This is a genomic window from Paenibacillus allorhizoplanae (assembly GCF_927798215.1).
Classification (GTDB): domain Bacteria; phylum Bacillota; class Bacilli; order Paenibacillales; family NBRC-103111; genus Paenibacillus_E; species Paenibacillus_E allorhizoplanae.
This window is the reverse complement of sequence record NZ_CAKMMW010000024.1, coordinates 22,968-49,684: the sequence shown is the minus strand read 5'-3', so window position 1 is coordinate 49,684 and position 26,717 is coordinate 22,968. Positions and strand designations below refer to the sequence as shown.

The window sequence follows — 26,717 nt, the reverse complement described above, 5'->3', positions numbered from 1 at the left end:
ATTGTTGTTTTCTGCAATCCAATGGGCGAAATCACAAAATCAGCCCTATTTTAGACAAAAAAATAGCACGGAATGATGATCTTTCACATCATTCCGTGCTATTTGTAACCTTTTATAAACCGAAAATGGCATCAATGACTGGCTTCGTTGTTCCGCCTGGATACAAGACATACAACAATACATAAACCATTACGCCCGTTGGCGCTGTTAGCAGCCATACAATCGCTGCAACTTTACCGATTTTCTTATGTTTTAGGAATTTCTTTTTGTAAGCGAACCATAGCGTGACGAGGCCAAGAACGCCTCCTATTGTAGCCAAGGTGATATGGAAGAACAAGAACAAATGATAAGGCAACTTTAAGCTCTCCGGCCCACCAAATGCCGTGTTTCCTTCAAATAAGGTTCGGGACATGTAGATGATGAAAAAGGCTAAAGCGAAAATAGCGCCTAGAACCATCAGCTTTTCATGCGTATCCCGGTTTCCTTTGACGATATGATACCATCCGAATCCAACAAAAATGGCACTGATCACAATAAACATCGTAGAAATCGTGGGTAAAATGTGCATCTTTCTAATCCTCTCTCTAAGCGCGATTCCAGTTCCCGCCTTGATTATTCAAGCTATCTTGTGATGGAATAGGATCCAACTCATCCTCATCTTTGCGCTCTCGGCGATACCAGCGGAAGAAAATATATGCTAATGTAGCACCATAGATAATCTCTTGCAAGATCTTCATGATGACACCACCGAGCTGTTGATCATCGAGCGGTGACAAATGAGCAAAAGGAACAGTGACGTTGTTATACATATCGTAGATAATTGAATCCGCAAAAATGATAAGCGCACATGCGGGTGTCAGAAGGACACCATTTCCGAAAATATAGGCCATCTTCTTCAAATCGTTCAAGCGATTCAGCTCAGGAAGCGGACAAAATACCGGAAACCACATAATAAATGCCGTCACTAAGAGCATCGTATGATAAGCAAGAAGCGGTACATCATTCTTCATCAAGTAATCCATAATAAAAGGCATATGGTAAATGGAGAATAGCATATTAAACATGAATAATGCGATCAGAGGCCGGGTAAAGAAGGAAAATAGGCCGCGGAACACCCTATTTTTCATGCACGAACGAACCAACCAAGCCGGTGTTCCTAACCAAATGAGGATCGGTACGATCAAGTAAAGAATCGTTTGTTGCAGCATGTGCATACTGAACAAGTAGTGATGTCCAATATAGTTAATTGGACTTCCTTGCCCAATATAGAATAAGATTAGCCCTGCATAGAAGAGAAGTTGCTGTGAGATCGAAATTGGCTCTGATTTAGCTACTCTCACCATGCCTTTCACGACAAATCGACCATAACTATATCCGATTACGACGACGATCAACAATAAAACAGGATTCCACAAATCAAAAAATCCACCAATCTGACTCATACCTGCATCTATCTCCTTTCAAGCTGACTATTTCCAAATAACTCTGTTTAAAAAAAGAGGAGGCACTTTGTCTAGACAAAGTTGCCTCTTCTTCCTTTTTTACCACCAAACCCAGTATACGGCTGTGATTACACCTGTAAGAGCAACGAACGCTCCTGCAAAGATAAAGATTAGAGGGAACAAATGTCCTCTCTCTTTGGCATGCATCCAGAAAAGCAACTGAACGAGTGCCTGCACGATCCCAAGGGACACGATGAAAATTAAGATAAACGAACGATCCAAGTCTCCGTATAGTACGACAGCGAATGCCAACATCGTGAGAAGAATCGAGATAATGTAAGTCAAATAGTGATTCACTGGTGAATCGTGTTTCACTCGCTTGCTAGGTGCGTGTGTATCATGAGAATTGCTGCTCATTTAGTGACCCACCTTCCCCATCAGATATACAACTGTGAAGATAAATACCCAGACTAAGTCAATAAAATGCCAGTACAGAGATGCGACATAAAACTTAGGTGCCGTAACAACTGTAAGACCTTTCTTAAGTCCTTGGAAAATCAACAGTGTAATCCAGCAAACACCGAATGCTACGTGAGCACCGTGGAAACCAACCAACGTGTAGAACGAGGTGGAGAAAGCACTGGTTGTAAATTTGTGACCTTCATGAACGTACTCATAAAACTCATAGATTTCCATTCCTAAGAAGGAAAGACCGAACAAAACCGTAACTGCCAACCAAGCTAGTAATTGACCTACTTTTTGACGGTGCATCGCAATAATCGCGAATACACTCGTCAAACTGCTCGTCAAGAGAATAAACGTTGACCAACCAACTGTTTTAAGCTTGAAAAGCTCTTGAGCTGTTGGGCCATCCGGAACAGAGTTCCGAAGGGCAATGTAAGTTGCGAATAAGCAACCGAACAATACAACCTCAGCGCCAAGGAAAAGCCAGAAACCAAGAACTTTATTTTTCCCTTCGAGGGTAGCCGTTTCCGGATTAGCAGGCAGTGCGCCCGTGTGATGACTACTCATGCCTTTACCCCCTTATGATCGTCTTCAAGTTCTTCCGGCTCAATATGCCAACCGTGGTCATCATATACGGAACGCAAGAACATGGCAATGAAAGTAACTACGATACCTGCAGCAGCTACATAGTAGTTTTTGTACATGAAGCCAAAACCAGCGATAAACAAACCAACAGACATCACAAGCGGCAAGATCGATGCCGAAGGCATGTGGATCGAACCAATAGGCTCAGCTGGTGTCATTTGCTTGTTACCAGCCATTTTTTCTTTCCAGAAAGCATCCAAACCACGAACAAGCGGAGTTTGTTTGAAGTTATATTCAGGTGCAGGTGACGGAATTGTCCACTCCAAGGAGCGTCCATCCCACGGATCTGCGGGAGCTGTGATTGGTTTTCTTGCCGTTGCAATGATGTTAATAAGGAACACTAATGTACCGATACCCATTAAGAATGCTCCAACTGTTGAAACTAAGTTACCAACTTCGAGTTGATACCCTGGTTGATACGTAAAGACGCGTCGCGGCATCCCCATTAGTCCCAAGAAATGCTGCGGGAAGAATGTCAAATGGAAACCGATGAAGAACAACCAGAAATGCAATTTACCTAAGCCTTCACTTAGCATACGACCGAACATTTTCGGCCACCAGTAGTAAAGACCTGCAAACAAACCAAGTACTAAACCACCAACGATAACATAGTGGAAATGCGCTACTACGAAATACGTATCGTGATACTGGAAGTCAGCCGCTGGAATCGCAAGCATAACCCCTGTTGTTCCACCCATTACGAACGTTGGAATGAAAGCTGTAGCGAAGATGTTCGCTGTTGTGAAACGGATTTGTCCACCCCAAAGCGTGAACAACCAGTTAAAGATTTTCACACCTGTAGGAACCGCAATCGCCATTGTAGCAATCGCGAAGATCGAGTTCGCTACTGGACCTAATCCTGATGTAAACATATGGTGGACCCAAACCATGAAGCCTAAGAATCCGATTAGCACTGTTGCAAATACCATGGAGCTGTATCCGAACAGTCGCTTTTTCGAAAAAGTAGAAACGATCTCAGAAATAATACCGAAAGCTGGAAGAATCAAAATGTAAACTTCGGGATGCCCGAAAATCCAGAACAAATGTTCCCAAAGCACGTTATTACCGCCTCTGGCAGCATCGAAGAATGCACCACCGAAGACGCGGTCAAACATTAGCTCAACCAAAGCAACCGTAATCGCAGGGAAAGCAAGAACGATCAGACCTGAAGTTACAAAAGCAGACCATGTAAACATAGGCATACGCATGTATGTAAGACCAGGAGCACGCATGTTGATAATCGTCACGAGGAAGTTAATCCCCCCGATTAGTGTCCCGATACCTGCAATTTGCAAACCGAGTACGTAGAAGTCCGTACCTTGTAAGTTACCCTCTAGCGTTTGTCCCCAACTTGCGTCGGTGATCGAGGATAAAGGTGCGTATCCCGTCCAACCTCCGTCAGGAGCACCGCCTAAGAACCAACTTGTGTTCATAAGCACACCGCCGGCAAAGAATAACCAGAAGCCAAGTGAGTTAACAAAAGGGAAAGCAACGTCCCTTGCACCAATTTGTAGTGGAACGATGGCATTCATGAAAGCGAAGATAACCGGCATTGCCGCAAAGAAAATCATCGTTGTTCCGTGCATCGTTGTTAATTGGTTAAATGAATCTCCAACGAAAATTTGTTGGTCAGGATAAGCGAGTTGTATCCGAATCAAGATCGCTTCAAGTCCTCCTACGAGGAAGAAGAAGCCGCCCGCTAGTAAATACAGGATACCGATTTTCTTATGATCGACAGTAGTAAGCCAATCCATAAGCCCGGTATGTTTTTTTACTGGATGAGAGTGAGCCAACGTATGAACCTCCTTTACATCAAGAGTTTATTTCAATGTTTGTAAGTACGTAACAATATCTTTAATTTGACCGTCATCTAATTTACCGTTAGCTTCTTTACCGAAAGCTGGCATTTTGTTACCTGGTTTCAGTTCTTGCGGATTATGTATCCACGATGCTAAGTTCTCAGGTGTCTTCTCTAGGATACCTGCAAGTGTGTCGCGATCTGCGAAGCCTTTAAGGTTAGGTGCAACCCCTGGGCCGCTAGCATTAACAGCATGACAAGACATACAGTTTTCTTTGAAAAGCTCTTCACCCTTTTGTGCAGAAGCCGGCACGGTAGAAGGTGCTTTCATTTTCGCAACCCAAGCATTAAAGTCTGCTTCAGACTTAGCCGCAACGGTAAAGTTCATCAAAGCATGTGAAGCTCCACAAAGCTCTGTACATCTACCTTGGAACGTTGCAATTTCATCAGCTTGCAAGTACAGCGTATTACGGATACCTGGGTTCGTATCGACTTTACCACCTAGAGATGGTACCCAGAAAGCATGGGAAACGTCTGCTGAAACGACATCAAAAGCAATGATTTTGTCCTTAGGAATCACCAGCTGTTGAGCTGTCGCGATACCAAGGTCTGGATATTCAAACTGCCACCAGAACTGATGCGCAGTGACTTTCACATGGATAGCGTCTTTGTTCTTGTTGTAATTCTCGGAGTGTTTGAATGTGTAGGACACTGTTGGCACCGCAAGTACTAACAGCAAGAGAATTGGGATTACCGTCCAGATAATCTCCAAAACATGACTTCCTTCGACTTGTTTCGGTATGCTCTCGTCGCCTTTACGCTTGCGAAAGCGAACTAAAACGTACACATAAATCGCAAATACGACAATTACGACAAAAATCATGATAAAGAGACTTAATTTCATTAAATAAAGCTGCTCCGTCGCCACAGGACCTTTTGGCACTAAAGCAGATAAGGTTGGGTCTCCGCACCCAGTTAGCATGAACGTCATCACCGCTAAAAGGGGTAGCAGACGCCAGAACTTTTTCAATTGACTCATTGTATCAACCCCACTTTTAAAACAATATTTTTACCACGAAGGCCATGCCCATGTCAATTCACTTTAATAACTATAAATTCGTGAAAACTTTTTGTCAATCGCTGTAGGAGAGTTCACAAATTGTTCTTAAACAGCGTCTGTAGCGATATATTTCCCTTCATGGTTATTTCCATACACCCACCTCTTTATGCATAAATGCCTTTATTTGTGAAGACGAATAATTAGACAGAAACATCTCATCCTATAGACAATAAATCGCATTGGGAGGTCTGTTAATTATGTTTAGGAAGTTAGGTTTTCCGATTTGTGGAATCATATTCCTACTGCTCACATTAACCGCATGTGGCTCTAGCGGTAAAGAGTACAGAGGCGATCGTGATGACTCTACTAGTTCGAATTTTGGCGCTCATGTCGAAAAAGCGGAGCAGCAGGATAGAGCCTATCAAGTACAACAACTCTCCGGTCCAGTCACACATAACAATACGAAGTTGGAATACAGTCAATACCTATCGGATCAACTGCATACCTTGGACGGTGTAAATACAGCCCTTGTGATGATTACAAATCAGAATGCGTATGTCGCATTAATGATGGATAGCAGTGCGGTTGGCACGAAGGGATCGACGAAAGAAACGAATAATCAAGGAACGCAAAAGGGTTTTTACAATGATAATAATCCCTATGATGACTCCCTACCGTCTAATGATCTGAATAAAGGTTACAATAGTTATGAAACGGCTGTGCATCATAATTTACTTTCTCATCCGTTCAAACAAGCTATTGCCGAGAAACTACGTGTCCTTAAACCAGATTTGATGGATATCTATATTTCGGCAAATCGGGATTTCCTTAATAAAATGAATAACTACGCACAGGAAAGCTGGAAAGGCAATTCGCTTATGCCTCTTCTAACCGACTTCAATCAGACTGTGACTCGTGTGTTTGGAACGGCACAATCCTTACCTCATGACTAGATAGATTAGGGCTAACCTCCTATAGGAAGCTTTATTTCTAATAGGGGGTCTTACTACGTCTTTTGGAGCACAACCAGCATGTAAATCTTCTATTAATAAAGTAGTTTATTTCTGCTTGTGGGTCGGCTCCTGTTTTCATTTGTCTTTCATTCCTGTACAATGAGGGAATCGTCTTTACTAAGAAGGAAAAAGGGAGCTGGCCAATTACCCATGTCAAATGGATTTGCCTCATTAGGTATTAGAGAACAATTAGTTCAAGTTTTGCAAAATCAAGGTGTCGTAGAACCGACCCCCATTCAACGAGAAGCAATTCCAGTATTGTTAAAAGGTTCGGACGTTATCGCACAAGCTCAAACAGGTACAGGTAAAACCCTTGCCTTTGTACTTCCTATATTAGAAACAATTGATGTAGAAAGCTCGGATGTTCAAGCGCTTATTCTTACACCTACTCGTGAGTTAGCGATTCAAATTAGCAATGAGTTGAAAACCCTTGTCCCAATCACAGGTGCGAAGGTCCTAGCTGCCTACGGTGGGCAAGATGTAGAAAAACAGCTTAGAAAGCTACAAGGCAACATACATATAGTAGTAGGAACACCGGGAAGATTGCTTGATCATCTTCGTCGCGGTTCTATCAACTTCTATAAATTGAAAATACTCGTATTAGATGAAGCAGATCAAATGTTGCACATGGGCTTCTTGCATGAAGTTAAGGATATCATTGCGCAAACGTCTCCTTATCGCCAAACGCTGCTCTTCTCTGCAACGATGCCAGAACAGGTCATCAATTTGTCTAAGGCTTATATGAAGGAAGCAAAAGAAATTAAAATTCAAAGTAAACAAGTCACTTTGGCTGAAATTCAGCAGGTACTTGTCCCTACGACTGATCGTGATAAACAAGACGCTCTTATTGCAGCAATTAAACAATATAGGCCCTATCTTGCGATGATTTTCTGTCGGACCAAAGCCAAAGCGATTGCGCTCAATGAAACGCTGCAAGAAATCGGATTAATGTCCGATGAGCTGCATGGTGACTTGTCTCAAGCGAAACGTGAACAAGTGATGAAACGTTTCAGAGAAGGACGTATCGAACTCTTAGTCGCTACGGATATCGCAGCTCGCGGTTTAGATGTGGAAGGCGTAACGCATATCTTCAACTATGATGTACCTCAAGATGCCGAAAGCTACATTCATCGGATTGGTAGAACGGGCCGTGCAGGCGAGTCAGGCGTTGCTGTGACTTTCGCAACGCAAAGAGATATGCCAACAATTGAGCTTATCGAAAAAGGCATCAAAATGTCATTGCGTGGTGCTGATGGACAGCAAAGACGTGTTGTTCGTTCCAATTCGGAAGACTACGTGGAGCAAGATGGCAGAGGGTCTGCACGTAAAGGCGGAGCTGGCGCTTCCTCACGCGGTGGCAGACGTAATGACCGTGGCGGAGCGCCTGAACAACGCAGCGGCGGACGTGCAGGAAGACCTGGAGCACGCGAATTGCGCGGGGATCGCGCAAACGTCCAGTACGGCGGCGAGCGCAAAACAGGTTTTGGTTCCAAAGGCGACAAATTCGGCTCACGCGGAGGTTCAGCTGGTGCTGGGCGTTCAGGCGAAAGACCGGCTAAAGTGAACTCGGAGCGTAGCCCGAATACATGGGGACGCGCTACAGTTATTCACGAATCGCCAACTACGAATTCGGCCCCAGCTCGCGGAGCGAACATTGGCGCAGCCAAAGCACGCGTAACCGGTTCCTACAATGGCGGCGGTGAAGGTACCGAACGCAAGCGTTCAGCTCCACATGGCGATAAGTCTTACTCGCCATACAACAAGTACGCTGGCGCAGGTCGTGATGACGCGGCTAGCGCGTCTCGCAACATTCGCGGCGGCAAGGGCCGTGGCGATGGAGCTGCACGCGGTGCTGCTCCTCGCGGTGAGGGCTTCGGCGCTCGCACAGGCAGCGCTCCTCGCGGCGAGGGCTTCGGCGCTCGCACAGGCAGCGCTCCTCGCGGTGAGGGCTTCGGCGCTCGCACAGGCGGCGCTCCTCGCGGCGAGGGCTTCGGCGCTCGCACGGGCGGCGCTCCTCGCGGTGAGGGCTTCGGCGCTCGCACAGGCGGCGCTCCTCGCGGTGAGGGCTTCGGCACTCGCACAAGCGGTGCAGCTCGCGGCCGGAGTGATGAGCGTGGTGCGCGCAGCGCAGCACCTCGCGGTGACAGCTTCGGCTCACGCGGCGGCGCTCCTCGCGGTGACAGACCAAGTGGCCCACGCGGCGGGCAAGGCGGCGCTCGTGGAAGTGCGCCAAGAGGCACACGCGGCGGTGGCAGCAAACGCTAGGCTTGCTGATGAAGCGATTTCATGCAAGTCTTTACCGATGAAGCCTTACGATGTTAAACTATAAGTATGGTTTATTCAGATTCAATTTTATAAAAATCGTTTCAACCCGTGCTCGCACGTAGGATTTACCCCCCCATCCAATCGAAGGAGGTATGTTCCATGTACGCATTAAAGGATAAGGAAATGATTTTTGTATTCACTGGCCCACACGGGGCAGGCCGAAAAACCGTTGCGGAAATGTCCGGCTCCACGCTGGGGATGAAACAAGTGATTTCGTACACCACACGACCTCCAAAACCAACAGAGGAAGATGGTCAAGATTATCACTTCATCTCACCCGCCCAATTTGTTCAGGCACAAGCTGGCGGTGAATTCATCGAGGTAAGTACCGTTAATGACCATTTATATGGAATCAAAAGTTCCGATATTGAACGAATGTTCCAGCAAAGTGGCAGCATCTACTTGATTCTGAATCGTTTTGGTGCCGAAACTCTCAAAAAGCTATATGGTGACCGTGTCGTCCAAATCTTCATTTATGCCCAGCGAGACACGCTCGAAGAGCGAATGAAAGAAAGCGGAGATTCCGAAGAGATCGCCTCTAAATATTTGTCCGACTATGAAAATGAATTAGCTTATCGAGATCAATGCGACCATGTTTTTGAAAATGTGGACCTGGCTCATACGGTATTTGATCTTACCAAAACATTGGATTTATATTTAAATCGTAATCTGGTTGACTTGGACTAGAAACGAAGGGTATTATCCACTTAGACTAAAATGAAAAAACAAGGGCACTAGCTGCCGCTAAAAGGCCTGGACGGTCCCCCGTCCGGGCCTTTTCATCTAACGAATGAACGGCTTCGCAAGTCGTCCGTTCCTACTAAGGAGTTGAATGATATGAAAATCATTTCCATCGAACCTACACCTAGCCCCAACTCCATGAAACTTAATATGGATGAGTCCTTACCTGCCGGTGTGCGAGAAACATATACGAAGAAGAATCTAATTGGCGCCCCCGAGGAAGTGCAGAAACTGCTTGCAGTGCCCGGTGTTATTAGTGTGTTCCACGCAGCCGACTTCATCGCGGTAGACCGCAGCTCGAAGGGTGACTGGCAGTTCATCCTGGCGCAGGCGCGCGAGATCTATGGCGAAGCGCAGCCTGCTGCTGGTACTGGATTGCCAACCGAGCAGCCTGCAGCTGACGCTGCCTTTGGCGAAGCGCAAGTGCTCGTGCAGATGTTTCGCGGTATTCCGCTCCAGGTGAGGGTACGCGCAGGCTCAGAAGAAGCGCGCGTCGCTATGCCGGAGCGCTTCACGCAAGCCGCGGTGCGCGCAGGTACGGCTTCGCCGAACCTGATCAAAGAGCGGAAGCTCGAGGAGCTCGGCGTCCGCTACGGCGAGCTTGGGGACATCGCGGGCGAAGTCGTCCAGGAACTGGACGCTTCTTACGACGATGCCCGCGTCGAGGAACTGGTCTCCCGCGCGATGCAGGAGACCACGGATGCCCCTGTGGAGGAGGCTGCCACAGGAGATCTTGTCGCAGCAGCAGAACAGCTGCGACACAGTGATTGGAAGCTGCGCTACGCCGCGCTTCAGAAGATCCAGCCGTCGCTGGAGACGCTGCCGCTTCTCGTCCATGCCTTGCAGGACGAGAACACGTCGCTTCGGCGACTGGCCACGGTGTACCTCGGGGACATCAAGGAACCCGAGGTACTGCCCTATCTGTATCGTGCCCTCGAGGACGATACAGCTTCTGTGCGTCGGACGGCAGGCGATACGCTGTCCGATCTTGGCGACCCCGCCGCCATGCCGGCGATGGCCAAGGCACTAAAAGACCGCAACAAGCTTGTCCGTTGGCGCGCGGCGCGCTTCCTTTATGAAGTCGGGGACGAGTCCGTGCTTCCAGACCTGAAGCAAGCGGCAGACGACCCCGAGTTTGAGGTGCGGATGCAGGTCAAGATTGCCCTCGAGCGTATCGAAGGCGGTCATGCCGCTGAAGGATCTGTTTGGCAGCAAATGACACGCAGAAATGAGTAGCTGAAAATATTAAAAGCACGAATGCCTACTTTCCCTAATGGAAGAGTAGCGTTCGTGCTTTTTTTGGATTTTTGCCTACTAGACTCCTTTATTTCTTATACCGCTCAAAATACATAATTCTCTCCTCAATCGTCGGATGAGAGCCACGGAACCACTGCACCAGTTTTGGCTGAGTAACGGGACTGAGATTTTCTTTCGCGATATGCTGAAACGCCCGAATTGCTGCATCCCCATCCCCCGTCATCTGCATCGCATAGACGTCTGCACGGTGCTCGATTACCCTTGAGAACGCATTTTGAGCTGGAGATGACAGGAAACTCATCAACGAGATGAGCAGCAGAAGAATTGGTAATGCAGCAAGATCTCTTTCCCCTCGCATGCCCCAAAGCGAACCCCAGCGTTTTAAGATGTGCCGGTACGCATGGAAAGCCAACCAGAAGCCAACCAAACTGAGTGCAACGCCATAGGCAATTCCCCAATAGATATGCCGCTCTACGTAATGCCCCATCTCGTGCGCCATCACCGTCAGGATTTCATCCGGCTGCAATTTATTCAGAATAGTATCCCACAGCACAATACGTGCGTTCCCACCGATCCCATTGACATAAGCGTTAATGGCATTCGTTCTCTCCGACATGTTAACCTCATAAACCTGATCAGTCGGGATGTGCGATTTGGCAGCAAGATCAAGAATTTGCGTTTTCAATTCCTGATTTTGAAGTGGCTGGAACTGATTGAACAACGGGTCCAGTACCACAGGCTGAATAAACGTGACGAATAAGATTAATGGAATGGAAATTAACCACAACCATACCCACCACCGCTTAGGGCTCCACCTACTAATCCATCTGAAAACCCCTACCATGAGTATCGTGCCCACGATATCTATGAGAAATGTCTTAACATAATCCTTTAGAAAAATGATAGGTGTCTCATTGGATATGCCGTAGGCTTGGTCGATTTTGAACAGAAACACATCAATTGGAAGAAACAGCACGTCCATAACGAGGGTAAAAAGCACCACAAAAAGGAACATCTGCAGGAAAGAAGCTCGGAATACTTTCTCCGCGAGTTGACGGAAGCTGACGGCTATACCGAATAAGGCCACGGTCACACCCATTTGCAGGGGAGCGCTTAAAAAGAACGTTAACGAATGAATCCTTGAAAGTGTCTCCGCTTTGGCAATTTCTGCATGGGTCATGAACGTATTCGGATCCGCCACAGAACCAACTAAGCTCATAGGGATTTGAAATAAATCCCCTTTTAAGAAATATAAAATCACGATAACAGCATAACAGGCAAAAGCAGCTGTACACCACAAATAGAAACGTTTCATCCCATGCCTCCACGTTCATCTTGATTGGCTGATCTTCTATAGAAATTAGTAGTTTGGATAAGCTTGTTTACTTAGTCTATGCGAGCAATCCAGCTACGTATGTGTCTCAAGGCATATTTGGGATATCATGTCTTGCATTCTCCATCCTCCCATGATGTAATGAGAACATTGACAGGAACGGACGTGCTACATGAAGAAATTAAAATTGCTCACACTTCTATTGCTGGCTTTGACCAGTTTTACACTTATTCTACTCCTAAAAACCAATTCTCACGAAGCGAAACAACTCCTCACGCTAGCCAGTCCAAACGGAGAAGTTGCAGATCAGCATTTTTCCAGGGAAACCGCAACGGAAACCCCATCACCCATTGAAGCTGTCGTAGAAGAGGCAGAAACCGATACTAACCCGACATCCATTGATGAAGCCCCTACTCTCACTACACATCATGTTCAAATCCAAGCGATTCCCGCGCTCTCACAGCTCCCCGAGCTGCCAAATGGTTGTGAAGCTGTCGCTGCGACCATGCTGCTGAACTGGGCCGGACTGCCGCTAACGAAGGAAGAAGTGGCTCATGCCCTCCCCACGGGAGATATGCCCTATGAGAATGAGTTTGGTGCTTTTGTTGGCGCAAATCCCAAAGATGTTTTCGTTGGCGATCCTTTTGATATCGGCTATGGGATTTATCATACCCCAGTGGCTAAGCTGATGAATCAGTGGTTACCAGGTCACGTTCGTGATCTGACAGGAACCTCCTTCGAGGATTTGCTTGGTGTCATCTCCAAAGGCAGTCCTGCTATGATTTGGGCAACTGAGCATATGGATAGTCCTTATTTCGACTTGGAGTGGGAAGATGAGAATGGTGAGCTTGTCCCATGGTATCAGCCTGAACATGCCTTATTACTAACTGGCTGGGATGATGATTATGCTTATTTGAACGATCCGATGACTGGTGAACAAGAAGCCTATCCACTCGCTTCCTTCAAGGAAGCATGGGAGTTCATGGGTTCGCAAGCAATCACGATTATCGGATAACGACTAATGCGTTTGTGGAATGCACCATCGCACTGTTAGAAAACCTATATCGAGGCCATTCAAGGGTGAGCGACGCGTTTATAGGAAGGTGTTATCACCAAATAGAAAGATGTTTTCGGGATCCGAAAACTTATACTCTCTATTGTGGTCAAAAATGCAAAAGAGCACTTTTGGATTAGTTTTCCCCTCTGTAATTGGAAATTGATGCAAATAGGCATCAATTTTGATCGATTTGAGGAAATTCTCTTTAAATTGGTTAAAAAGGTTGCCTATTTGCACGCATTTTTCAATTTCGACTCTAAATAAGTAGAAAAGGTTGTATTTTTGCATTTTTGAGAAAAGCGGGAGAGAGTTTGTGTGTATTTGAAGTTGCTTGAGTTGCTTGAGTTGCTTGAGTTGCTTGAGTTGCTTGATTAGATGGGTTACTTGAGTAACTTGGGTAGCTTAATTAGCTTGAGTTTCTGAGTAGCCTAAGTAGCACCCACAACTCGACTAATATCCGCAGTTTCTGCAGATAAGTTAATTTCTGCAGCATAGAAAGCAAGCTACCCGCTTGCTTCGTCCTCCCCATAACCTACATCCACCACCTCAAAAAAAGCATGGACCTCCCCCCAGGGGTTGTCAATGCTTTTTCTACAAGGGATCCAGCTGAACAGCAGCTTGCTTGCCGCTCAGTTGAATGCCAGTATGCTTCTTCCCGTGGGAGCCAAGCTCCTTCACCAGCATTTCCAGCAATTCCTTGGCTTTCACGCCTTCCTTGCCGGAGATCTTAACGACCATCAGGACGGCGTCACCGCCCTTCAAAATACGCTCAGCTTGCTGACGCTTCGTATCGAGATCATGATCCTCGATGTTAGCCGTCAAGCGCATCTCCTTGACCTTCGGACCCTGCTCTTGCTTACGGGCCTGCTGCTTTTCCTGCAGAGCCTCTTGTTTGGCTGCGCCTGCTCCAATCAGCTTACAAGGAGGCGGGCTGCTCATGAGCGAGGTACAGACGAGGTCTACCTTTAACTTTTTGGCAAGAGCAAGCGCTTCTTTCGTGGACATTACACCTAAATCCTCACCCTGCAGCCCGGTTACCTGAACTTCGGAAGCTTTGATTTTCTCATTCTTAATAATCATTGTGAATACACCTAATCTTTCGCTATAATGAACCCATCCACCCGTAGGTGGATTGAGGTTGGCCTAGTTATTACGCGTGTTGCAATCGTTGTATAAGGAGCTGTCTGTTATCCGATGAATAATAAACAATTAGAAGAGCAAATGATCGAAAATTACAAACGTGAAGAGCATATGATGATTTTGGTTTTTGCACAGTGGTGTATTAATCATGGTCTGGATCCCGCAGCACTTTATCATAGCGCCTATCCAGATCAACCGAATAATGAAGCACTTGAGAAAGCCCTTGAATTAACGGTGCCGAAAGAGGAAGCCGGCGAAGTGCCGGATGACACTTTGCTTGGCGTGCTTTCCCTCTTTGGCAATGAAGAGCTGGCGTTCATTGTGACGCAAGAAATCGATAAGCGGCCGAAACGCACACGCTAGGCGATTTCTCATTTATCTGATCTCGGCGCTCTAGATTACATAACTGTGCTGATGACTTAGATGAAAAGCATCCGCCAACAATTCAACGGTCCGCAGTCTTGTTTCCACTTGGTGTCCACCTGCAACGACCATCACTTCATCGACACCATAGCTTTCGGCGAGTCGCAAGATTTGCTCCCTGACCTGACCGGGATTCCCCACGATCATCCGCGAGCGATTGTCTCTCACACGGGTTTGATCCCAATCGGAATACGTATATTCTGCTGCTTCCTTCGGCGATTTCACTCCGGTGAACTCGCCTTTTTCCATTTGCAGAATACGCAAATCGACCGAGGTCGCAAGCTCCTCTGCCTCCGCTGTCGTTTCTGCGCACAGCACATAAATACAGACCGTCGCCTGCGGCACGACATTGAGAGCGGACGGCTGGAACGAGCTGCGGTAGCTTCGCACCGCATGCTGACCTCCCGCGCCGTTGATGAAGTGCGCGAAGCAGAAGGCTGCGCCTGCCTGCGACGCATACACCCCGCTCTGCCCGGTGGAGCCTAGCAGCCACACCTGGGGCATCGAGGCTACCAAAGGAGTGGCACGGATGCCCTCGAACACATGCCCAGGTTCCACCGAGTCGGTGAGGAACCGCAGCAAATCCGTGACTTGCGCGGGGAACCGCTCAAGTCCCTCGAACAGATCGGCGCTGACGCCACGCAGCGCCTTGGCCGTATGCGGCGTGCCGCCAGGTGCACGCCCGATACCAAGGTCGATGCGCCCTGGGTAGAGCGCCTCGAGCATACGGAAGTTCTCAGCGACCTTGTAGGCGCTGTAGTGAGGAAGCAGCACGCCGCCAGAGCCAAGCCGTATGCGGTTTGTGCGAGCAGCAAGCGTTGATATGAGCACCTCTGGAGAAGAACCTGCAAGCCCATCTGAATTATGGTGCTCTGACACCCAGAATCGGGTATAGCCTAGTCGATCAGCGAGTTTCGCTATCGCAATCGTTTGTTGTAATGCCTCACTATGGGTAAAGCCGGATGATACCGGTGACTGATCAAGAATACTTAGCTTTAGCATAGTCATCCCTTCTTTCTGAGTCTTCTGCTGATGATGACATCATAATTATACAACGCTCGGCTCACAAAAGAAAAAAGGACAAACCGAAGTGGCGTTGTCCTTTGAGGTGTGTAATTACCGTAGTCGTTATGTTAAACACTTATTTTTTCAAGTACAAATCGAATACACCATAAGTCCCTGCCATAATAGTCAGAAGTAATCGCATTAACTGGCTTCGTAAAGTCATGATCTCCGACCAATTGCAACCCCGAAGCCGCAATCAAACTTAGAAAGCTATCAACATCTACATCCGGATAATCAACGGTAATAATCAATTTGCCATCATCTTTCAAAACTCGCTTAAACTCTTGCAGGGAACGAAGCTGCACTTCTGTGTCTTCGATGTGTTCCATGACAGAAATACAGAAGGCTACATCGAACTTAGCGTCTTCATAAGGCAAATTTGAAATGTCAGAAACAGCGAATTGGGGAATACTTAATATAGGCAGGTTAATTTGATCTATATTCTCTTTCCCAATATAATATTCCAGCTCTTTGATAATTTCGTTTGTATCTAATATACGTTCATCCATGTCGCAAGCGTAGACTTCTTTACATTTGTCCGCTAAATAATACTTAAAGGGATGACCCAACCCACAGGCAGCATCTAGAACAATGTCACCTTTTTGGGCAAAATGGGAAGCCCAGATGTACTCATAATGTCTACTCCACCAATGATCAGGCAACCGATAAAAGATGTCTTGATTCTTGGTATCTTCATAAGTAAAGAAGCGAGATGTATCTACAGCCATGCACATTTCCCCCGTATATCTTTTATATGTATTGTTATTTATTACATATTCTCCAAGAATGTGTATTTCCCTACCTGAGTGGATTTCATGACTCTTCTGCGCCTAATCGTACGAACCGCGTGCATACAGCCGATAAGCCCGAGACCACCAGCCGTGTAGCCAGCCAGTACATCACTTGGATAATGCACACCGAGGTAAATACGACTAAGCCCGATACATAGAATAACTAGAACTGCAATTGGTGGTATCAGCCAAGCCACTCTCCATGTTTGTCGTACATTCACCCATAACAAGTAGGCAAGCAAACCATAGAAGAGGATGGAGACCATCGCGTGACCGCTGGGAAAGCTGAAACTATCCACCTCAATTAACCATACCTCTGCAGATGGACGATCGCGTTGAATGAGCTCTTTTAACCCAGAATTTAGAAGCCATGCACCGAGTACGCCAACGAATAAGACAAGGGTTTCCCATCTATGCTTGAATTTAAAATACAACAGTCCAGCTACTAGAAAAAAGAGAATAAATTCCGTGGATCCACTTCCCATTAATGTGAAAAATTTTGCAACAGAAGTCCATGTATCTCCCCTCTGCTCCTGAATGTAACCGCCTACATATTGATCAAAAGCTTGCAACCATTTTGCTGAAATACTCTGCGACAACACAATAAAAATAAGGAGCAGAGCACCTGCTCCCCCTAAGCTCCAGATCAAATCCCTTGCTACTACTTTCCCCTTCATCTGTTTCATGCCCTCCCACGGCGAATTGTTTATTCTTACCTCTTACGCTGCTTGGCGCACTTTGCGCCCTTGCCTTTTCTTAATAATCAATGGAACGATAGCAAAAACCGCATACATCGCTACGGCTCCGAGAAACTTCCATGACCAGATATCATTTAAGGAAGCACCAAAAACATTATAAACAATTGCTCCCGGAATAATCCCGATGAATGTAGCCCACGTATAGTCCCAGAAACGGATCTTCGATAATCCAGCGCCATAGCTGATCCCATCGAATGGAAAGAAAGGCATAAGCCGCATATACAGCACCACCATGAAACCTTTTTCCTCTGCTTTTTGATCAAAGGATAGCAGCTTAGGGCTTCGTAATATGCGTTGAAAGCTGCCGCGGCCCCATTTGCGTGTTATGTAGAAAGACAGCAAGGCTCCCGCACCTGCACCAATAATATCGTAGATGGTCCCCCAAAAGGCACCAAATACATAGCCCCCATAAAGTGTCAAAGGTGTTGCCGGGAACAAAACCAACGGCCTGAGCGTATACGCCAGGATATACAACAGACCCCCAAGCGGGCCCAAATCACGAAGCCATCTCGTGACCCAATTCAGATCTATATGCTCCCATACACCTGTCCATTTCAATACGAGTAATCCCAGAATAGCAACAACAAACCAACTAATTAGCAACCAAAGCGGCTTTGAACGCGCCATGGCCCGCCTCCTTCATACTCCTGATTCCCAAAACTTTCAGGTGGAACTTCCACTCCATCTTACACAAATATACGGGTCGATATCAACTTGCCTGATGGACATAGGTTCACTTCCGTTTTAAGACAGTTTTAAGACAGATCAAAGGTTGATTTTCATGAAAAAAAGAGCGGTCTTCCGCTCTTTTTTGTATATTTCACGACTAAATCTCGTAATTCCGCCACTCACCTTAGTCAATTGAGCTAAAGTTAAAAACCAAATAAACAATAAGCACTACCTGCAAGACACCAACGAATAGATTTAACGTTAAGGCCAATTTGGCATATCTGCTTTTTAAACTACTTGCACTTAAACAAACGCCTATGATGAAAAAAATCATGCCTAATAAACTAGAAAATAAGAAAGAAGAAATAAACGATAATCCCGCTGCTGCAATAGCCAGTTTGATTCGTAAATTCATGATAAGCACCTCCCCATTTGACCTTGCTGAGTAATCTAATTTCAATTGACATATCAAAAGGTGGGAATTTACACTATAGGAATATATTAGAATTTTTCCTTCGAAGTAGTCAACCCCAGCAACCATTTGCCATGTTCAACAAGTTGGGAGATAAGCATATGAAGAAGATTGTCGTTCTACTTTTATTAACTGCGCTATGCCTGTGGCAGTATGCAAGGACCTTCGTCGCTGGTGAGGATCCCTTTTTGCGATCGGATTACAGCAAACTTCGACCTGTGAAGATTGAGCGGGTTATTCCAACCAAAGAAATAGCGCAGCTTCAAGAGATTGTACGAGAAGCACGAGAGAAAGAGCTCAAAATCTCCATTGCCGGCCAGCGTCACAGCCAAGGGGGGCATACCTACTACAAGGACGGCATTGTGCTAGACATGACACCATTCAATAAAGTTCTCGCCTTTGACGAGAAGGCTAAGACAATTACTATACAATCAGGTGCCACTTGGGCAGATGTACAGAAGTACATCAATCCGTATGGACTCGCGGTAAAGACTATGCAGTCGCAAAATATTTTTACCATCGGAGGCTCGATCTCCGTCAATGCACATGGCCGCGACATTCGGAATGGTTCACTTATTCGTTCGGTCGATTCCTTCCGGCTATTGGGGGCTGACGGCCAAATAAAGAATGTTTCACGATTTGAAAATGCGGAGCTATTCCCGTTGGCGTTAGGTGGGTACGGTTTATTTGGTGTCATCGTGGATGTGACTTTGTCGCTTACGGATGACGAAGTGTACGAAATGACTAGTGAAACCATGACGACAGAAGCCTATTCGGACTACTTCCTTAACCAGGTTAAGCAAAATCCCGACATCCACATGCATCTCGCACGTATTTCTGTCGCGCCGGACACCTTCTTAACGGAAATGTATGCTACAAATTACAGAGCTCGACCTGATCTCTCTCTTCCTAATTATAATAAATTAAAGCTGAATGACAGCTATGTGCTGCCTCTGAAAATTCTATTTGGAGTCAATCGAACCTTTGATTGGGGGAAAAATGCATTTTGGGACTTACAGCGGTATTTCCTTATCGGTCGCAGCACAATCCTATCTCGCAACAACGCTATGCGCTCCGAATCTGATTTTATGGACTATAGCTCGGATACCAAAAATGATCTTCTTCAAGAATTCTTCATTCCCGTGGAACATTTTGCATCTTTTATTAACGGCATAAAACCTATCCTCAAAGAAGAACAATTAAACCTATTAAATATTACGGTTCGATACGTCAATCAGGATGAAGAAGCGGTGCTTTCGTATGCAAAAAGTGACATGTTCGCTCTCGTCTGTCTGTTCAATACCCCGCTAAGTGAAGAAGGACAAGCTCGTATGACCCATGGGATCCAGCGGATTATCGATCAATTAATGTCATTAAACGGTTCCTATTACTTGCCTTATGCTCCCTTCCCTTCGGTAGAGCAGTTCCGAACGATTTATCCTAAGGCCGAAGCCTTCTTCCTAGCAAAAGATAAGTGGGATCCGCAACATTTGTTTATGAACCAATTCTATGACGATTATAGGGGGCACTAAGATGAATGTGCGTATGCTCATCAAATCCCAAAGCTTAGCGACGTTGGCGGCGGGGATGATATATCCCTACTACTTGTTGTTTCTGAAAAATCTCGGCAGTACGTATTCCGCATATGGCCTCGCTTTTGCCATATTCACAATAAGCTCGGCAGCATCCGCCATTTGGCTAGGAAAGCTCGTAGACCGCTCGTCAAAAAAGCTCATGGCAGGAAGCTCCCTGGGCATGATGGCGGCGATGCTCATCTTCCCTTGGATTCCTTCTTACGGCTTCGTCCTGCTTCTCCAAGCTTTCATGGGTGTATGCAATGCCATGCAGAAAATGAGCGAGCGCGGATTGCTCGCTGACGGGACTAAGCCCGGGAACCGCGGCGACACGCTTGGCAATTACCACTTTTGGACATCCGTAGCATCTGGATTTGCTGTTCTTATTGGCGGTTATATCATTGATTGGCTAACGATTGATGTGTTGTTTTATGTGAGTGCGTTCATTTACGGAGGGAGTGCGTGGATGACGCTTCGCATGCGGGAAGAAACGATGGCGAGTAACATATAGGAAATGGACAAAGAACCTTCGCCACCCTACTGGGCAGCGAAGGTTCTTCCCGTTACTTCGTCACGTAAACCGCTACTATTCCACAGGCGGTTGCTCCCCGTAAACCAACGCGATTGTACTCGATATCCATACGTGCGGTTACAGCATTCGGCGGTGCAATTGTGGACGTTGTATAGGTTTTGAAATCCGTGATATTCCCACGAACGGATGTATTCTCAGGTGTAATGTAGTCAGTCCTTATGACTCCCCCTGTCGAATTTAAATACACAGCGCGAATATTCACACCATATGTGCTGTTATCGCCTGTCAACACTTGTGTTTTGAATTTGGCAGACATCCGATATTCTTGGTTAGGTATGACAGGAATATTGCCTTGGTTCACCGTCAATCTGCTTTTGTTAGGAGCCGGCGAGCTGATCTTCAATGACCTTAAGCCGTCTGGATGATAAATCGTATCTACCATCACGATCGGAGCGACAGTCGTAACCGTCGTATCCACCCATATTCCCCATTTGTCCGCAGTTCTCGTCGTCCAGCCCGGCTGCACGGTCGGCGTCAAATTCTCGAATGACCCATTCTGGATCACGTTCAGCTCTTCATGGTGATAAACCATGATTCAGGCAGACTATCCGTGATTCATATTTCAGGATTTTCATACCGTTATTTTATTCCAAAGTCTGCTATTGGATTCTGTCCACAATTTTTAGTATAATTGCCGGTAGACTTCACACCATGTCGAATAGTGTGCGATTATGTCGAACTAACAAAAATATTCTTTGACTATATCCGAGTGTTTTGGTAGGATATAAATACAGAACTACGGTTAATAAAATCATACATATAGATAAAAGGGAGAGAACATGATGAAAAAAGCATTAATTTCTATTTTTGCAGTAACAGTTTTACTGGCAGGTTGTGGTACTGCTAAGACAGACACAGCAACGCCTGCGGCATCTGCAGCTGCGGGTGCAACGAAAGCACCAGCTAAGTCTGATAAGAAAATTATTCTAATCACGCCTGAGAAAATCGGTGTGAATCCCTTCTTCGCACAAGAAGACGAAGGTGTGAAAAAAGCTGGTAAAGAATTTGGTGTTACCGTTAAAACAGTTGAATCCACGGATGCAAGTGCGATTGAGCAAAACCTACGCGCTGCCGTTGCTGATAACTATGACCTCATTATTACAAGCTCCTTCGAGTCTGAAGATGCTCTTAAGAAAGTTGCTGCTGAAAACCCTAAGAAATCCTTCGCGATTATTGATACTGTCGTTGACCTTCCAAACGTTCGCAGCGTTGTGTTCCGTGAACATGAAGCTTCCTACTTGCTTGGTGCAGCAGCAGGTCTTGCTACGAAGAAAAATATCGTAGGTATGGTTGCCGCAGTTGATATTCCACTCATCAAGAAATATACAGTTGGTTTCCAAGAAGGTTTGAAATCCACGAATCCCAATGCGAAATTCATTGTTAACTATGTAGGAAGCTTTACAGATCCTGCTAAGGCGAAAGAATTAGCGTTAACGCAATTCGCACAAGGCGCAGACTTCATTGCTGGCGCATCCGCTGTAGGTGATCTTGGCGTGTTCGAAGCTGCGAAGGAAAAAGGCTTCTTTACTTCCGGACAAGATATTGACCGTACAGTTACGGATCCACAGCACATCGTTCTTTCCCAGTTGAAAGGCACAGATGCTGTGGCTTACCAAACGGTAAAAGATTTCGTGAATGGCACATTCACATTCGGTTCTGTTGACTACGGTTTGAAAGAAGATGGCGTTGGTCTTACTTTCGTAACGAAAGATACAAAGACAGCACTTAGCCCTTTCATTGGACAAGACGTAGTAACGAAAGTTAAAGCTATCCGTGATGATATCGTTTCTGGTAAAGTGAAAGTAGAAAATCCAGTAAAATAATTATCCGTACCATAATTGCATATTTTTGACCTGGGAACTGTTTACGGCGACGTAAGCAGTTTCCTCATGTCTAGGTAGAGGAGCGAAAAGCCGCTATGCTGCTTCAAATGCGTCAAATTACGAAAACATATGGCAATTTAACAGCGAATTCGGACGTTGATTTCTCGCTGCGTCAAGGTGAGATTCATGCATTAGTCGGAGAAAATGGAGCCGGTAAAACGACGCTAATGCGTATCTTGTACGGCATGGAGCAGCCTTCGGCTGGCAGCATTCTTTTGAATGGGAAAGAAGTCGTGTTTACCAATCCCACCGATGCAATCCGTAATCGGATTGGGATGGTGCATCAGCATTTCATGCTTTTCCCGTCATTTACAGTGGCTGAAAATATCGTGATTGGCAACGAGCCCAAAGCTGGGCTTGCCTTTGATCGTAAAAAAGCCGCCTCCCAAGTTGAGGAACTTTGCGCGAAATATCGCTTACCCATTGATCCAAACATCAAGGTGGCTGAATGTCCGCTTGGTTTGCAGCAGCGTGTAGAAATCTTGAAGGTGCTCTATCAAGGTGCCGATATCATTATTTTGGACGAGCCTACTGGTGTACTGACCCCGCTGGAAGCGAAAGAGCTGCTCGTTATTATGAAAAGCTTAGCGAAACTGGGCAAAAGCTTCATTATTATCACGCACAAGTTGCATGAAGTTATGGAAGTCGCAGATCGGGTAACCGTGCTTCGGGACGGGAAAATGACCGGAACTGTAGACGCAAATGCTACGAGTATTGAGGAATTGTCCAAGTTAATGGTTGGACGTGATTTGAAGCAGCTGCAAAAACGCACTGCGAATACGGGCCAAGCTGTTCTTCAACTCAAAGACGTATCCATTCATGGCGATAAAGGAAAACCTGATCTCGATCGCATCAATTTGCAAGTGAAAGCTGGTGAAATCGTTGGTATCGCAGGTATTTCAGGCAATGGTCAATCGGAACTGATTCAAGCGATCTCAGGGCTTCAATCCATTGATCAGGGAGAAATCCAACTATTAGGCAAACCTATTCAAGGACGTTCCGTCCGCGAAATTAGAGATATCGGGCTATCCCATGTACCCGAGGATCGCTATCAATGGGGCGCTGCCAAAGAAGGCACTGTGCTAGAAAATGGCATCATGGGCCATCATAAAACCAAAAGCCGATCTGGCTTTTTACAAGGAAAAGAGCTTCGTAACATGGTCAGCGGCTTCATTCAGCAGTTTCAAATTAAAGCCGGATCTCAAGAAGCAAAAGTGAAGTTTCTTTCCGGCGGTAATTTGCAGAAGCTGATTGTCGCCAGGGAAATTGCTCAGCATCAACCCTTCTTAATTGCAGCTGAACCGACGCGCGGTGTCGATATAGGCGCTATGGAATTGATTCATGAAGAATTGCTGCGAAAACGCGATGAACAAGGCGCTATTTTATTAGTATCCTCTGAATTAACCGAGATTCTCAAACTATCTGATCGTATCGTCGTCATGTACGAAGGACGGATTGCCGGCGAATTATCAGCAGAGGACGCAACAGAGGAACAAATCAGCTTATGGATGGCAGGAGGCGATTCCAATGCTTAAAAGTCGATTAAATCTAAGCGCTTGGATTCAACCGCTGCTAGCCGTGGTCATCGGCCTACTTGGTGGTGCGATTGCCATTGCCCTCATTGGCGGTTCCGTCGTTGATACCTATGCGCAAATGTGGAAAGGTGCCTTCGGCAGCTTCTACTTCTTAACGAATACATTAACACGCGCTACCCCGCTCATTCTTGTTGGGTTAGGCGTATCGATCGCTTTCCGTGCCGGATTCTTTAACATGGGGTCCGAAGGTCAAATGATCCTTGGAGCGCTTTCAAGTGCCATGGTCGCTCTTTACTTACCTGGACCTGCCATGTTTAAATTAGTAGCTGCTATACTAGGTGGGATTCTAGCAGGCGGTATCTGGTCCGCTTTTGCCGGCTGGTTGGATGCTAAATTCCGGATGAATTTGATCATTACGACCCTGCTGCTGAACTATATCGCGGCTCTATTTGCTGGTTATATGGTCGCCTACCCGTTCAAAGACAAGACAGGTTCTGCTGCGCTAGCACAAACAATGATGATCGATAAAAGCGTCTGGCTGCCCAAGTTGTTTCAAGGTATGAGTATCCACGCAGGCTTTATTATTGCGATTGGACTTGCCGTTCTCTTATTCTTATTCATTAAATACACCGTCGCTGGCTATGAAATCCGTATGCTTGGCTACAATCCGTTGTTTGCTGCCTATGGCGGCGTCAACAGACGTAAAGTGATGCTCGCGAGTATGTTTGCCAGTGGTGGTTTCGCGGGGCTAGCCGGGGCTGTTGAAGTCCTTGGTATGCAATACCGCTATACAGACGGTATGATTTCGAACCCAGGCTACGCTTGGTCGGGTATCATGGCAACGCTGCTTTCCGGTGCTCACCCGCTCGGTACGGCGATCGCGTCTATCCTCCTTGCTGCATTGCAAACGGGCGGCAGTGGTGTTGAACGTAACACGGACATTCCGTTGGAAATTTCCAGCGTTATTCAATCCTTACTGATCTTGTTTGTAACGGCCAAGTTCAGCTACACCCTATGGAAACGACGGAAAGGGGGCAAAAGCGATGCAGCATCTTCTTGATGTAGCTTTATTTAACTCCATGTTTCGCATGGTAGCTCCGATCCTTCTAGCCGCACTCGGCGGGGCGATCTGTTCAAGAGTCGGTTTGTTCAACGTCGGCTTAGAAGGATTTGTGCTCGTAGGCGCCTTCTCTGCGATCGTGGGCAATTACTATACAGGCAATGTATTTCTTGCGGTGCTTATCGCTGTTGCCGTGACCATGCTGTTTTCATGGATTTTTGCCTATATGAGTATTCATTTACAGGCCAATGTCATCGTTGTCGGTATTTCCTTTAACTTTCTTGCCCTTGGTTTGACCGCGTTTTGTTTGAAAGCCATCTTTCATGTCAAAGGCGCCTTCTATGATAAAAATATGATCGGATTGCCGAAGTGGGACATCCCCTTGATTAAAGATATCCCTGTCGTTGGCGGGATTATTTCCGGGCATTCCCCGCTTGTTTATCTGGCTTTTGTCCTTGTATTCGTGCTTCAGTATTTCCTGTTTAAATCCGTTACTGGCTTCCGTATGATTGCTGTTGGCGAAAACCCTGTTGCTGCGAAAAGCATCGGTATTAAAGTGGGCCGGATGCAATATTTGGCCGTACTTATCTGTGGCGTCCTTTGTGGACTAGCAGGTGCACAGCTTTCACTCGGACAAGTTACGATGTTTACCGAAGGCATGACAGCAGGCCGTGGATTTATCGCACTCGTAGCCACGATGCTAGGTCAATCCAACCCAATTGGTGTCATGGCGTCCAGCTTACTGTTCGGCTTAATGGATGCCTTCAGTATCCGACTTCAAGGCTTCTCTTTACCCACTCATTTCACACAAATGCTGCCGTATATCGTGACATTGCTTGCGATGCTGTTCTTCCGTAAAAGCAACTACTTGGCAGATGCACAGAAAGCGAATGGCAGTTCGCGTTGAGAAATTATCAAGATATGCTTAGGAGGATGACAGATGCATAAAGACACCAAAGCGGAGCGCATTAAGCGCATGCAAATCCCCGCTGTAGACGTTCCACCAGAGCTTGCTGGTCGGATTCCACCTGGTCAAGTCGTGACGGATCGTTTCCCTATTTTACATGAAGGAGAAGTCCCGAAGTACGATATGGCAGCGTGGTCGCTGCGCGTTTTTGGAGAAGTAGCCGAAGAGAAAACATTCAGCTATGACGACATATTGGCTTTACCACACACACAAATCCAGTGCGATATTCACTGCGTGACCCGTTGGTCCAAGCTGGATACGGTATGGGAAGGTGTGCGCTTCCGTGATTTCCTTCAACTGATCGATGTCAAACCCGAAGGAAAATATGTCATGATCCATGCGGACAATGACTATGAAACAAATGTGCCACTCGCCGATCTCATGGGAGATGATATCTTGTTGGCCACGACTTTCGATGGCAAGCCACTCACGCTGAAGCATGGTTGGCCACTTCGCCTTGTTGTTCCGCATTTGTATTTCTGGAAAAGTGCCAAATGGATTCGCGGCATCGAGTTCATGGCGGAAGATCACGAAGGCTTCTGGGAGCGCAATGGCTTCCATAACGTCGCAGATCCGTTCGAAGAACAGCGCTTCTCCGGCGAAGCCATTCCAATCCCCGAAGATGAGTGGGTCAGAAAGGAGTTCGATTAAG

27 protein-coding genes are annotated in these 26,717 nt (G+C 46.4%); 13 read left to right on the top strand and 14 right to left on the bottom strand.

Going from position 1 to position 26,717, the window contains the following annotated elements; translation table 11 throughout:
• Window positions 1–112: 112 nt before the first annotated feature.
• From L6I86_RS28400 to coxB, 6 genes are all read right to left on the bottom strand, one after another.
• Complete coding sequence (locus L6I86_RS28400) at window positions 113–568, bottom strand: DUF420 domain-containing protein (protein WP_171632365.1); 456 nt, start codon at window positions 566–568, stop codon at window positions 113–115.
• A 16-nt stretch (window positions 569–584) separates the two neighbouring features.
• Window positions 585–1,442 (bottom strand): cytochrome c oxidase assembly protein, encoded by an 858-nt coding sequence (locus L6I86_RS28395; RefSeq protein WP_236291827.1) that lies wholly within the window; start codon window positions 1,440–1,442, stop codon window positions 585–587.
• A 99-nt stretch (window positions 1,443–1,541) separates the two neighbouring features.
• Window positions 1,542–1,859, bottom strand: a complete 318-nt coding sequence (locus L6I86_RS28390; RefSeq protein WP_057315113.1) for a cytochrome C oxidase subunit IV family protein — start codon at window positions 1,857–1,859, stop codon at window positions 1,542–1,544.
• A complete protein-coding gene (locus L6I86_RS28385) occupies window positions 1,860–2,474 on the bottom strand; it encodes a cytochrome (ubi)quinol oxidase subunit III (RefSeq protein ID WP_173121103.1) in 615 nt (204 codons plus the stop codon).
• Complete coding sequence (gene ctaD / locus L6I86_RS28380; RefSeq protein ID WP_420851946.1) at window positions 2,471–4,306, bottom strand: cytochrome c oxidase subunit I; 1,836 nt, start codon at window positions 4,304–4,306, stop codon at window positions 2,471–2,473. The genes L6I86_RS28385 and ctaD overlap by 4 nt, the downstream gene beginning before the upstream one ends.
• A 66-nt stretch (window positions 4,307–4,372) precedes the next feature.
• The gene (gene coxB / locus L6I86_RS28375; RefSeq protein WP_236291825.1) at window positions 4,373–5,389 is read right to left on the bottom strand and encodes a cytochrome c oxidase subunit II; all 1,017 of its coding nucleotides are present in this window, start codon (window positions 5,387–5,389) and stop codon (window positions 4,373–4,375) included.
• A gap of 278 nt (window positions 5,390–5,667) precedes the next feature.
• Between coxB and L6I86_RS28370 the strand changes: the two genes are divergently transcribed.
• From L6I86_RS28370 to L6I86_RS28355, 4 genes are all read left to right on the top strand, one after another.
• Window positions 5,668–6,363 (top strand): hypothetical protein, encoded by a 696-nt coding sequence (locus tag L6I86_RS28370; protein WP_236291824.1) that lies wholly within the window; start codon window positions 5,668–5,670, stop codon window positions 6,361–6,363.
• Between the two features lie 210 nt (window positions 6,364–6,573).
• Window positions 6,574–8,688 carry a DEAD/DEAH box helicase gene (locus L6I86_RS28365; protein ID WP_236291823.1) on the top strand — a complete coding sequence of 705 codons (2,115 nt, stop codon included), beginning with the start codon at window positions 6,574–6,576 and terminating at the stop codon, window positions 8,686–8,688.
• A gap of 159 nt (window positions 8,689–8,847) precedes the next feature.
• Entirely contained in the window at window positions 8,848–9,435 is a 588-nt protein-coding gene (locus L6I86_RS28360) for a guanylate kinase (protein ID WP_056608264.1), read from the top strand.
• Window positions 9,436–9,585: 150 nt separating this feature from the next.
• The gene (locus L6I86_RS28355) at window positions 9,586–10,725 is read left to right on the top strand and encodes a conserved virulence factor C family protein (RefSeq protein ID WP_236291822.1); all 1,140 of its coding nucleotides are present in this window, start codon (window positions 9,586–9,588) and stop codon (window positions 10,723–10,725) included.
• Between the two features lie 88 nt (window positions 10,726–10,813).
• Here L6I86_RS28355 and L6I86_RS28350 read toward each other — a convergent pair whose 3' ends face one another.
• Window positions 10,814–12,061: a M48 family metallopeptidase gene (locus L6I86_RS28350; protein ID WP_236291821.1), complete on the bottom strand. Its 1,248-nt coding sequence runs from the start codon at window positions 12,059–12,061 to the stop codon at window positions 10,814–10,816.
• A 190-nt stretch (window positions 12,062–12,251) separates the two neighbouring features.
• Here L6I86_RS28350 and L6I86_RS28345 point away from each other — a divergent pair, with 190 nt between their 5' ends.
• Window positions 12,252–13,094 (top strand): C39 family peptidase, encoded by an 843-nt coding sequence (locus L6I86_RS28345; RefSeq protein ID WP_236291820.1) that lies wholly within the window; start codon window positions 12,252–12,254, stop codon window positions 13,092–13,094.
• 633 nt (window positions 13,095–13,727) lie between these two features.
• On the opposite strand, the gene infC is transcribed toward L6I86_RS28345, so the two are convergent.
• Window positions 13,728–14,213 carry a translation initiation factor IF-3 gene (gene infC, locus L6I86_RS28340; RefSeq protein WP_236291891.1) on the bottom strand — a complete coding sequence of 162 codons (486 nt, stop codon included), beginning with the start codon at window positions 14,211–14,213 and terminating at the stop codon, window positions 13,728–13,730.
• 117 nt (window positions 14,214–14,330) lie between these two features.
• Here infC and L6I86_RS28335 point away from each other — a divergent pair, with 117 nt between their 5' ends.
• A complete protein-coding gene (locus tag L6I86_RS28335; RefSeq protein WP_056608254.1) occupies window positions 14,331–14,639 on the top strand; it encodes a hypothetical protein in 309 nt (102 codons plus the stop codon).
• A gap of 30 nt (window positions 14,640–14,669) precedes the next feature.
• Here the strand turns inward: L6I86_RS28335 and L6I86_RS28330 are convergent, their stop codons facing one another.
• From L6I86_RS28330 to L6I86_RS28310, 5 genes are all read right to left on the bottom strand, one after another.
• Window positions 14,670–15,701 (bottom strand): LLM class flavin-dependent oxidoreductase, encoded by a 1,032-nt coding sequence (locus tag L6I86_RS28330; protein ID WP_236291819.1) that lies wholly within the window; start codon window positions 15,699–15,701, stop codon window positions 14,670–14,672.
• Between the two features lie 131 nt (window positions 15,702–15,832).
• A complete protein-coding gene (locus L6I86_RS28325) occupies window positions 15,833–16,492 on the bottom strand; it encodes a class I SAM-dependent methyltransferase (protein ID WP_236291818.1) in 660 nt (219 codons plus the stop codon).
• A gap of 41 nt (window positions 16,493–16,533) precedes the next feature.
• Window positions 16,534–17,232 carry a phosphatase PAP2 family protein gene (locus tag L6I86_RS28320; RefSeq protein ID WP_236291817.1) on the bottom strand — a complete coding sequence of 233 codons (699 nt, stop codon included), beginning with the start codon at window positions 17,230–17,232 and terminating at the stop codon, window positions 16,534–16,536.
• Between the two features lie 42 nt (window positions 17,233–17,274).
• Window positions 17,275–17,940, bottom strand: a complete 666-nt coding sequence (locus tag L6I86_RS28315; RefSeq protein ID WP_236291816.1) for a TVP38/TMEM64 family protein — start codon at window positions 17,938–17,940, stop codon at window positions 17,275–17,277.
• 226 nt (window positions 17,941–18,166) lie between these two features.
• Entirely contained in the window at window positions 18,167–18,397 is a 231-nt protein-coding gene (locus tag L6I86_RS28310; protein WP_236291815.1) for a hypothetical protein, read from the bottom strand.
• Window positions 18,398–18,555: 158 nt separating this feature from the next.
• Between L6I86_RS28310 and L6I86_RS28305 the strand changes: the two genes are divergently transcribed.
• Window positions 18,556–19,986 (top strand): FAD-binding oxidoreductase, encoded by a 1,431-nt coding sequence (locus tag L6I86_RS28305; protein WP_236291814.1) that lies wholly within the window; start codon window positions 18,556–18,558, stop codon window positions 19,984–19,986.
• A gap of 1 nt (window position 19,987) precedes the next feature.
• Window positions 19,988–20,539 (top strand): MFS transporter, encoded by a 552-nt coding sequence (locus L6I86_RS28300; RefSeq protein WP_236291813.1) that lies wholly within the window; start codon window positions 19,988–19,990, stop codon window positions 20,537–20,539.
• Window positions 20,540–20,591: 52 nt separating this feature from the next.
• Here the strand turns inward: L6I86_RS28300 and L6I86_RS28295 are convergent, their stop codons facing one another.
• Window positions 20,592–21,152, bottom strand: a complete 561-nt coding sequence (locus L6I86_RS28295; protein WP_236291812.1) for a hypothetical protein — start codon at window positions 21,150–21,152, stop codon at window positions 20,592–20,594.
• A 250-nt stretch (window positions 21,153–21,402) separates the two neighbouring features.
• Between L6I86_RS28295 and L6I86_RS28290 the strand changes: the two genes are divergently transcribed.
• The 5 genes from L6I86_RS28290 (at window position 21,403) to L6I86_RS28270 (ending at window position 26,716) form a co-directional block, all read left to right on the top strand.
• Entirely contained in the window at window positions 21,403–22,443 is a 1,041-nt protein-coding gene (locus L6I86_RS28290; protein ID WP_236291811.1) for a BMP family lipoprotein, read from the top strand.
• A gap of 95 nt (window positions 22,444–22,538) precedes the next feature.
• Window positions 22,539–24,038, top strand: coding sequence for an ABC transporter ATP-binding protein (locus L6I86_RS28285; protein ID WP_236291810.1), 1,500 nt, complete (start codon window positions 22,539–22,541; stop codon window positions 24,036–24,038).
• Window positions 24,031–25,098 (top strand): ABC transporter permease, encoded by a 1,068-nt coding sequence (locus L6I86_RS28280; protein WP_236291809.1) that lies wholly within the window; start codon window positions 24,031–24,033, stop codon window positions 25,096–25,098. Before L6I86_RS28285 ends, L6I86_RS28280 begins: the two co-directional genes overlap by 8 nt.
• Entirely contained in the window at window positions 25,082–26,005 is a 924-nt protein-coding gene (locus L6I86_RS28275; RefSeq protein WP_236291808.1) for an ABC transporter permease, read from the top strand. Before L6I86_RS28280 ends, L6I86_RS28275 begins: the two co-directional genes overlap by 17 nt.
• A 33-nt stretch (window positions 26,006–26,038) precedes the next feature.
• Window positions 26,039–26,716, top strand: coding sequence for a sulfite oxidase-like oxidoreductase (locus L6I86_RS28270; protein WP_236291807.1), 678 nt, complete (start codon window positions 26,039–26,041; stop codon window positions 26,714–26,716).
• The last annotated feature ends 1 nt before the right edge of the window (window position 26,717 follow it).

Bases quoted from the DNA above. Each gene is read 5' to 3' on its own strand.
- L6I86_RS28400 (WP_171632365.1), bottom strand. From the start codon at position 568: ATGCACATTTTACCCACGATTTCTACGATGTTTATTGTGATCAGTGCC.
- L6I86_RS28395 (WP_236291827.1), bottom strand. From the start codon at position 1,442: ATGAGTCAGATTGGTGGATTTTTTGATTTGTGGAATCCTGTTTTATTG.
- L6I86_RS28390 (WP_057315113.1), bottom strand. From the start codon at position 1,859: ATGAGCAGCAATTCTCATGATACACACGCACCTAGCAAGCGAGTGAAA.
- L6I86_RS28385 (WP_173121103.1), bottom strand. From the start codon at position 2,474: ATGAGTAGTCATCACACGGGCGCACTGCCTGCTAATCCGGAAACGGCT.
- ctaD (WP_420851946.1), bottom strand. From the start codon at position 4,306: ATGGATTGGCTTACTACTGTCGATCATAAGAAAATCGGTATCCTGTAT.
- coxB (WP_236291825.1), bottom strand. From the start codon at position 5,389: ATGAGTCAATTGAAAAAGTTCTGGCGTCTGCTACCCCTTTTAGCGGTG.
- L6I86_RS28370 (WP_236291824.1), top strand. From the start codon at position 5,668: ATGTTTAGGAAGTTAGGTTTTCCGATTTGTGGAATCATATTCCTACTG.
- L6I86_RS28365 (WP_236291823.1), top strand. From the start codon at position 6,574: ATGTCAAATGGATTTGCCTCATTAGGTATTAGAGAACAATTAGTTCAA.
- L6I86_RS28360 (WP_056608264.1), top strand. From the start codon at position 8,848: ATGTACGCATTAAAGGATAAGGAAATGATTTTTGTATTCACTGGCCCA.
- L6I86_RS28355 (WP_236291822.1), top strand. From the start codon at position 9,586: ATGAAAATCATTTCCATCGAACCTACACCTAGCCCCAACTCCATGAAA.
- L6I86_RS28350 (WP_236291821.1), bottom strand. From the start codon at position 12,061: ATGAAACGTTTCTATTTGTGGTGTACAGCTGCTTTTGCCTGTTATGCT.
- L6I86_RS28345 (WP_236291820.1), top strand. From the start codon at position 12,252: ATGAAGAAATTAAAATTGCTCACACTTCTATTGCTGGCTTTGACCAGT.
- L6I86_RS28335 (WP_056608254.1), top strand. From the start codon at position 14,331: ATGAATAATAAACAATTAGAAGAGCAAATGATCGAAAATTACAAACGT.
- L6I86_RS28330 (WP_236291819.1), bottom strand. From the start codon at position 15,701: ATGCTAAAGCTAAGTATTCTTGATCAGTCACCGGTATCATCCGGCTTT.
- L6I86_RS28325 (WP_236291818.1), bottom strand. From the start codon at position 16,492: ATGGCTGTAGATACATCTCGCTTCTTTACTTATGAAGATACCAAGAAT.
- L6I86_RS28320 (WP_236291817.1), bottom strand. From the start codon at position 17,232: ATGAAGGGGAAAGTAGTAGCAAGGGATTTGATCTGGAGCTTAGGGGGA.
- L6I86_RS28315 (WP_236291816.1), bottom strand. From the start codon at position 17,940: ATGGCGCGTTCAAAGCCGCTTTGGTTGCTAATTAGTTGGTTTGTTGTT.
- L6I86_RS28310 (WP_236291815.1), bottom strand. From the start codon at position 18,397: ATGAATTTACGAATCAAACTGGCTATTGCAGCAGCGGGATTATCGTTT.
- L6I86_RS28305 (WP_236291814.1), top strand. From the start codon at position 18,556: ATGAAGAAGATTGTCGTTCTACTTTTATTAACTGCGCTATGCCTGTGG.
- L6I86_RS28300 (WP_236291813.1), top strand. From the start codon at position 19,988: ATGAATGTGCGTATGCTCATCAAATCCCAAAGCTTAGCGACGTTGGCG.
- L6I86_RS28295 (WP_236291812.1), bottom strand. From the start codon at position 21,152: ATGGTTTATCACCATGAAGAGCTGAACGTGATCCAGAATGGGTCATTC.
- L6I86_RS28290 (WP_236291811.1), top strand. From the start codon at position 21,403: ATGAAAAAAGCATTAATTTCTATTTTTGCAGTAACAGTTTTACTGGCA.
- L6I86_RS28285 (WP_236291810.1), top strand. From the start codon at position 22,539: ATGCTGCTTCAAATGCGTCAAATTACGAAAACATATGGCAATTTAACA.
- L6I86_RS28280 (WP_236291809.1), top strand. From the start codon at position 24,031: ATGCTTAAAAGTCGATTAAATCTAAGCGCTTGGATTCAACCGCTGCTA.
- L6I86_RS28275 (WP_236291808.1), top strand. From the start codon at position 25,082: ATGCAGCATCTTCTTGATGTAGCTTTATTTAACTCCATGTTTCGCATG.
- L6I86_RS28270 (WP_236291807.1), top strand. From the start codon at position 26,039: ATGCATAAAGACACCAAAGCGGAGCGCATTAAGCGCATGCAAATCCCC.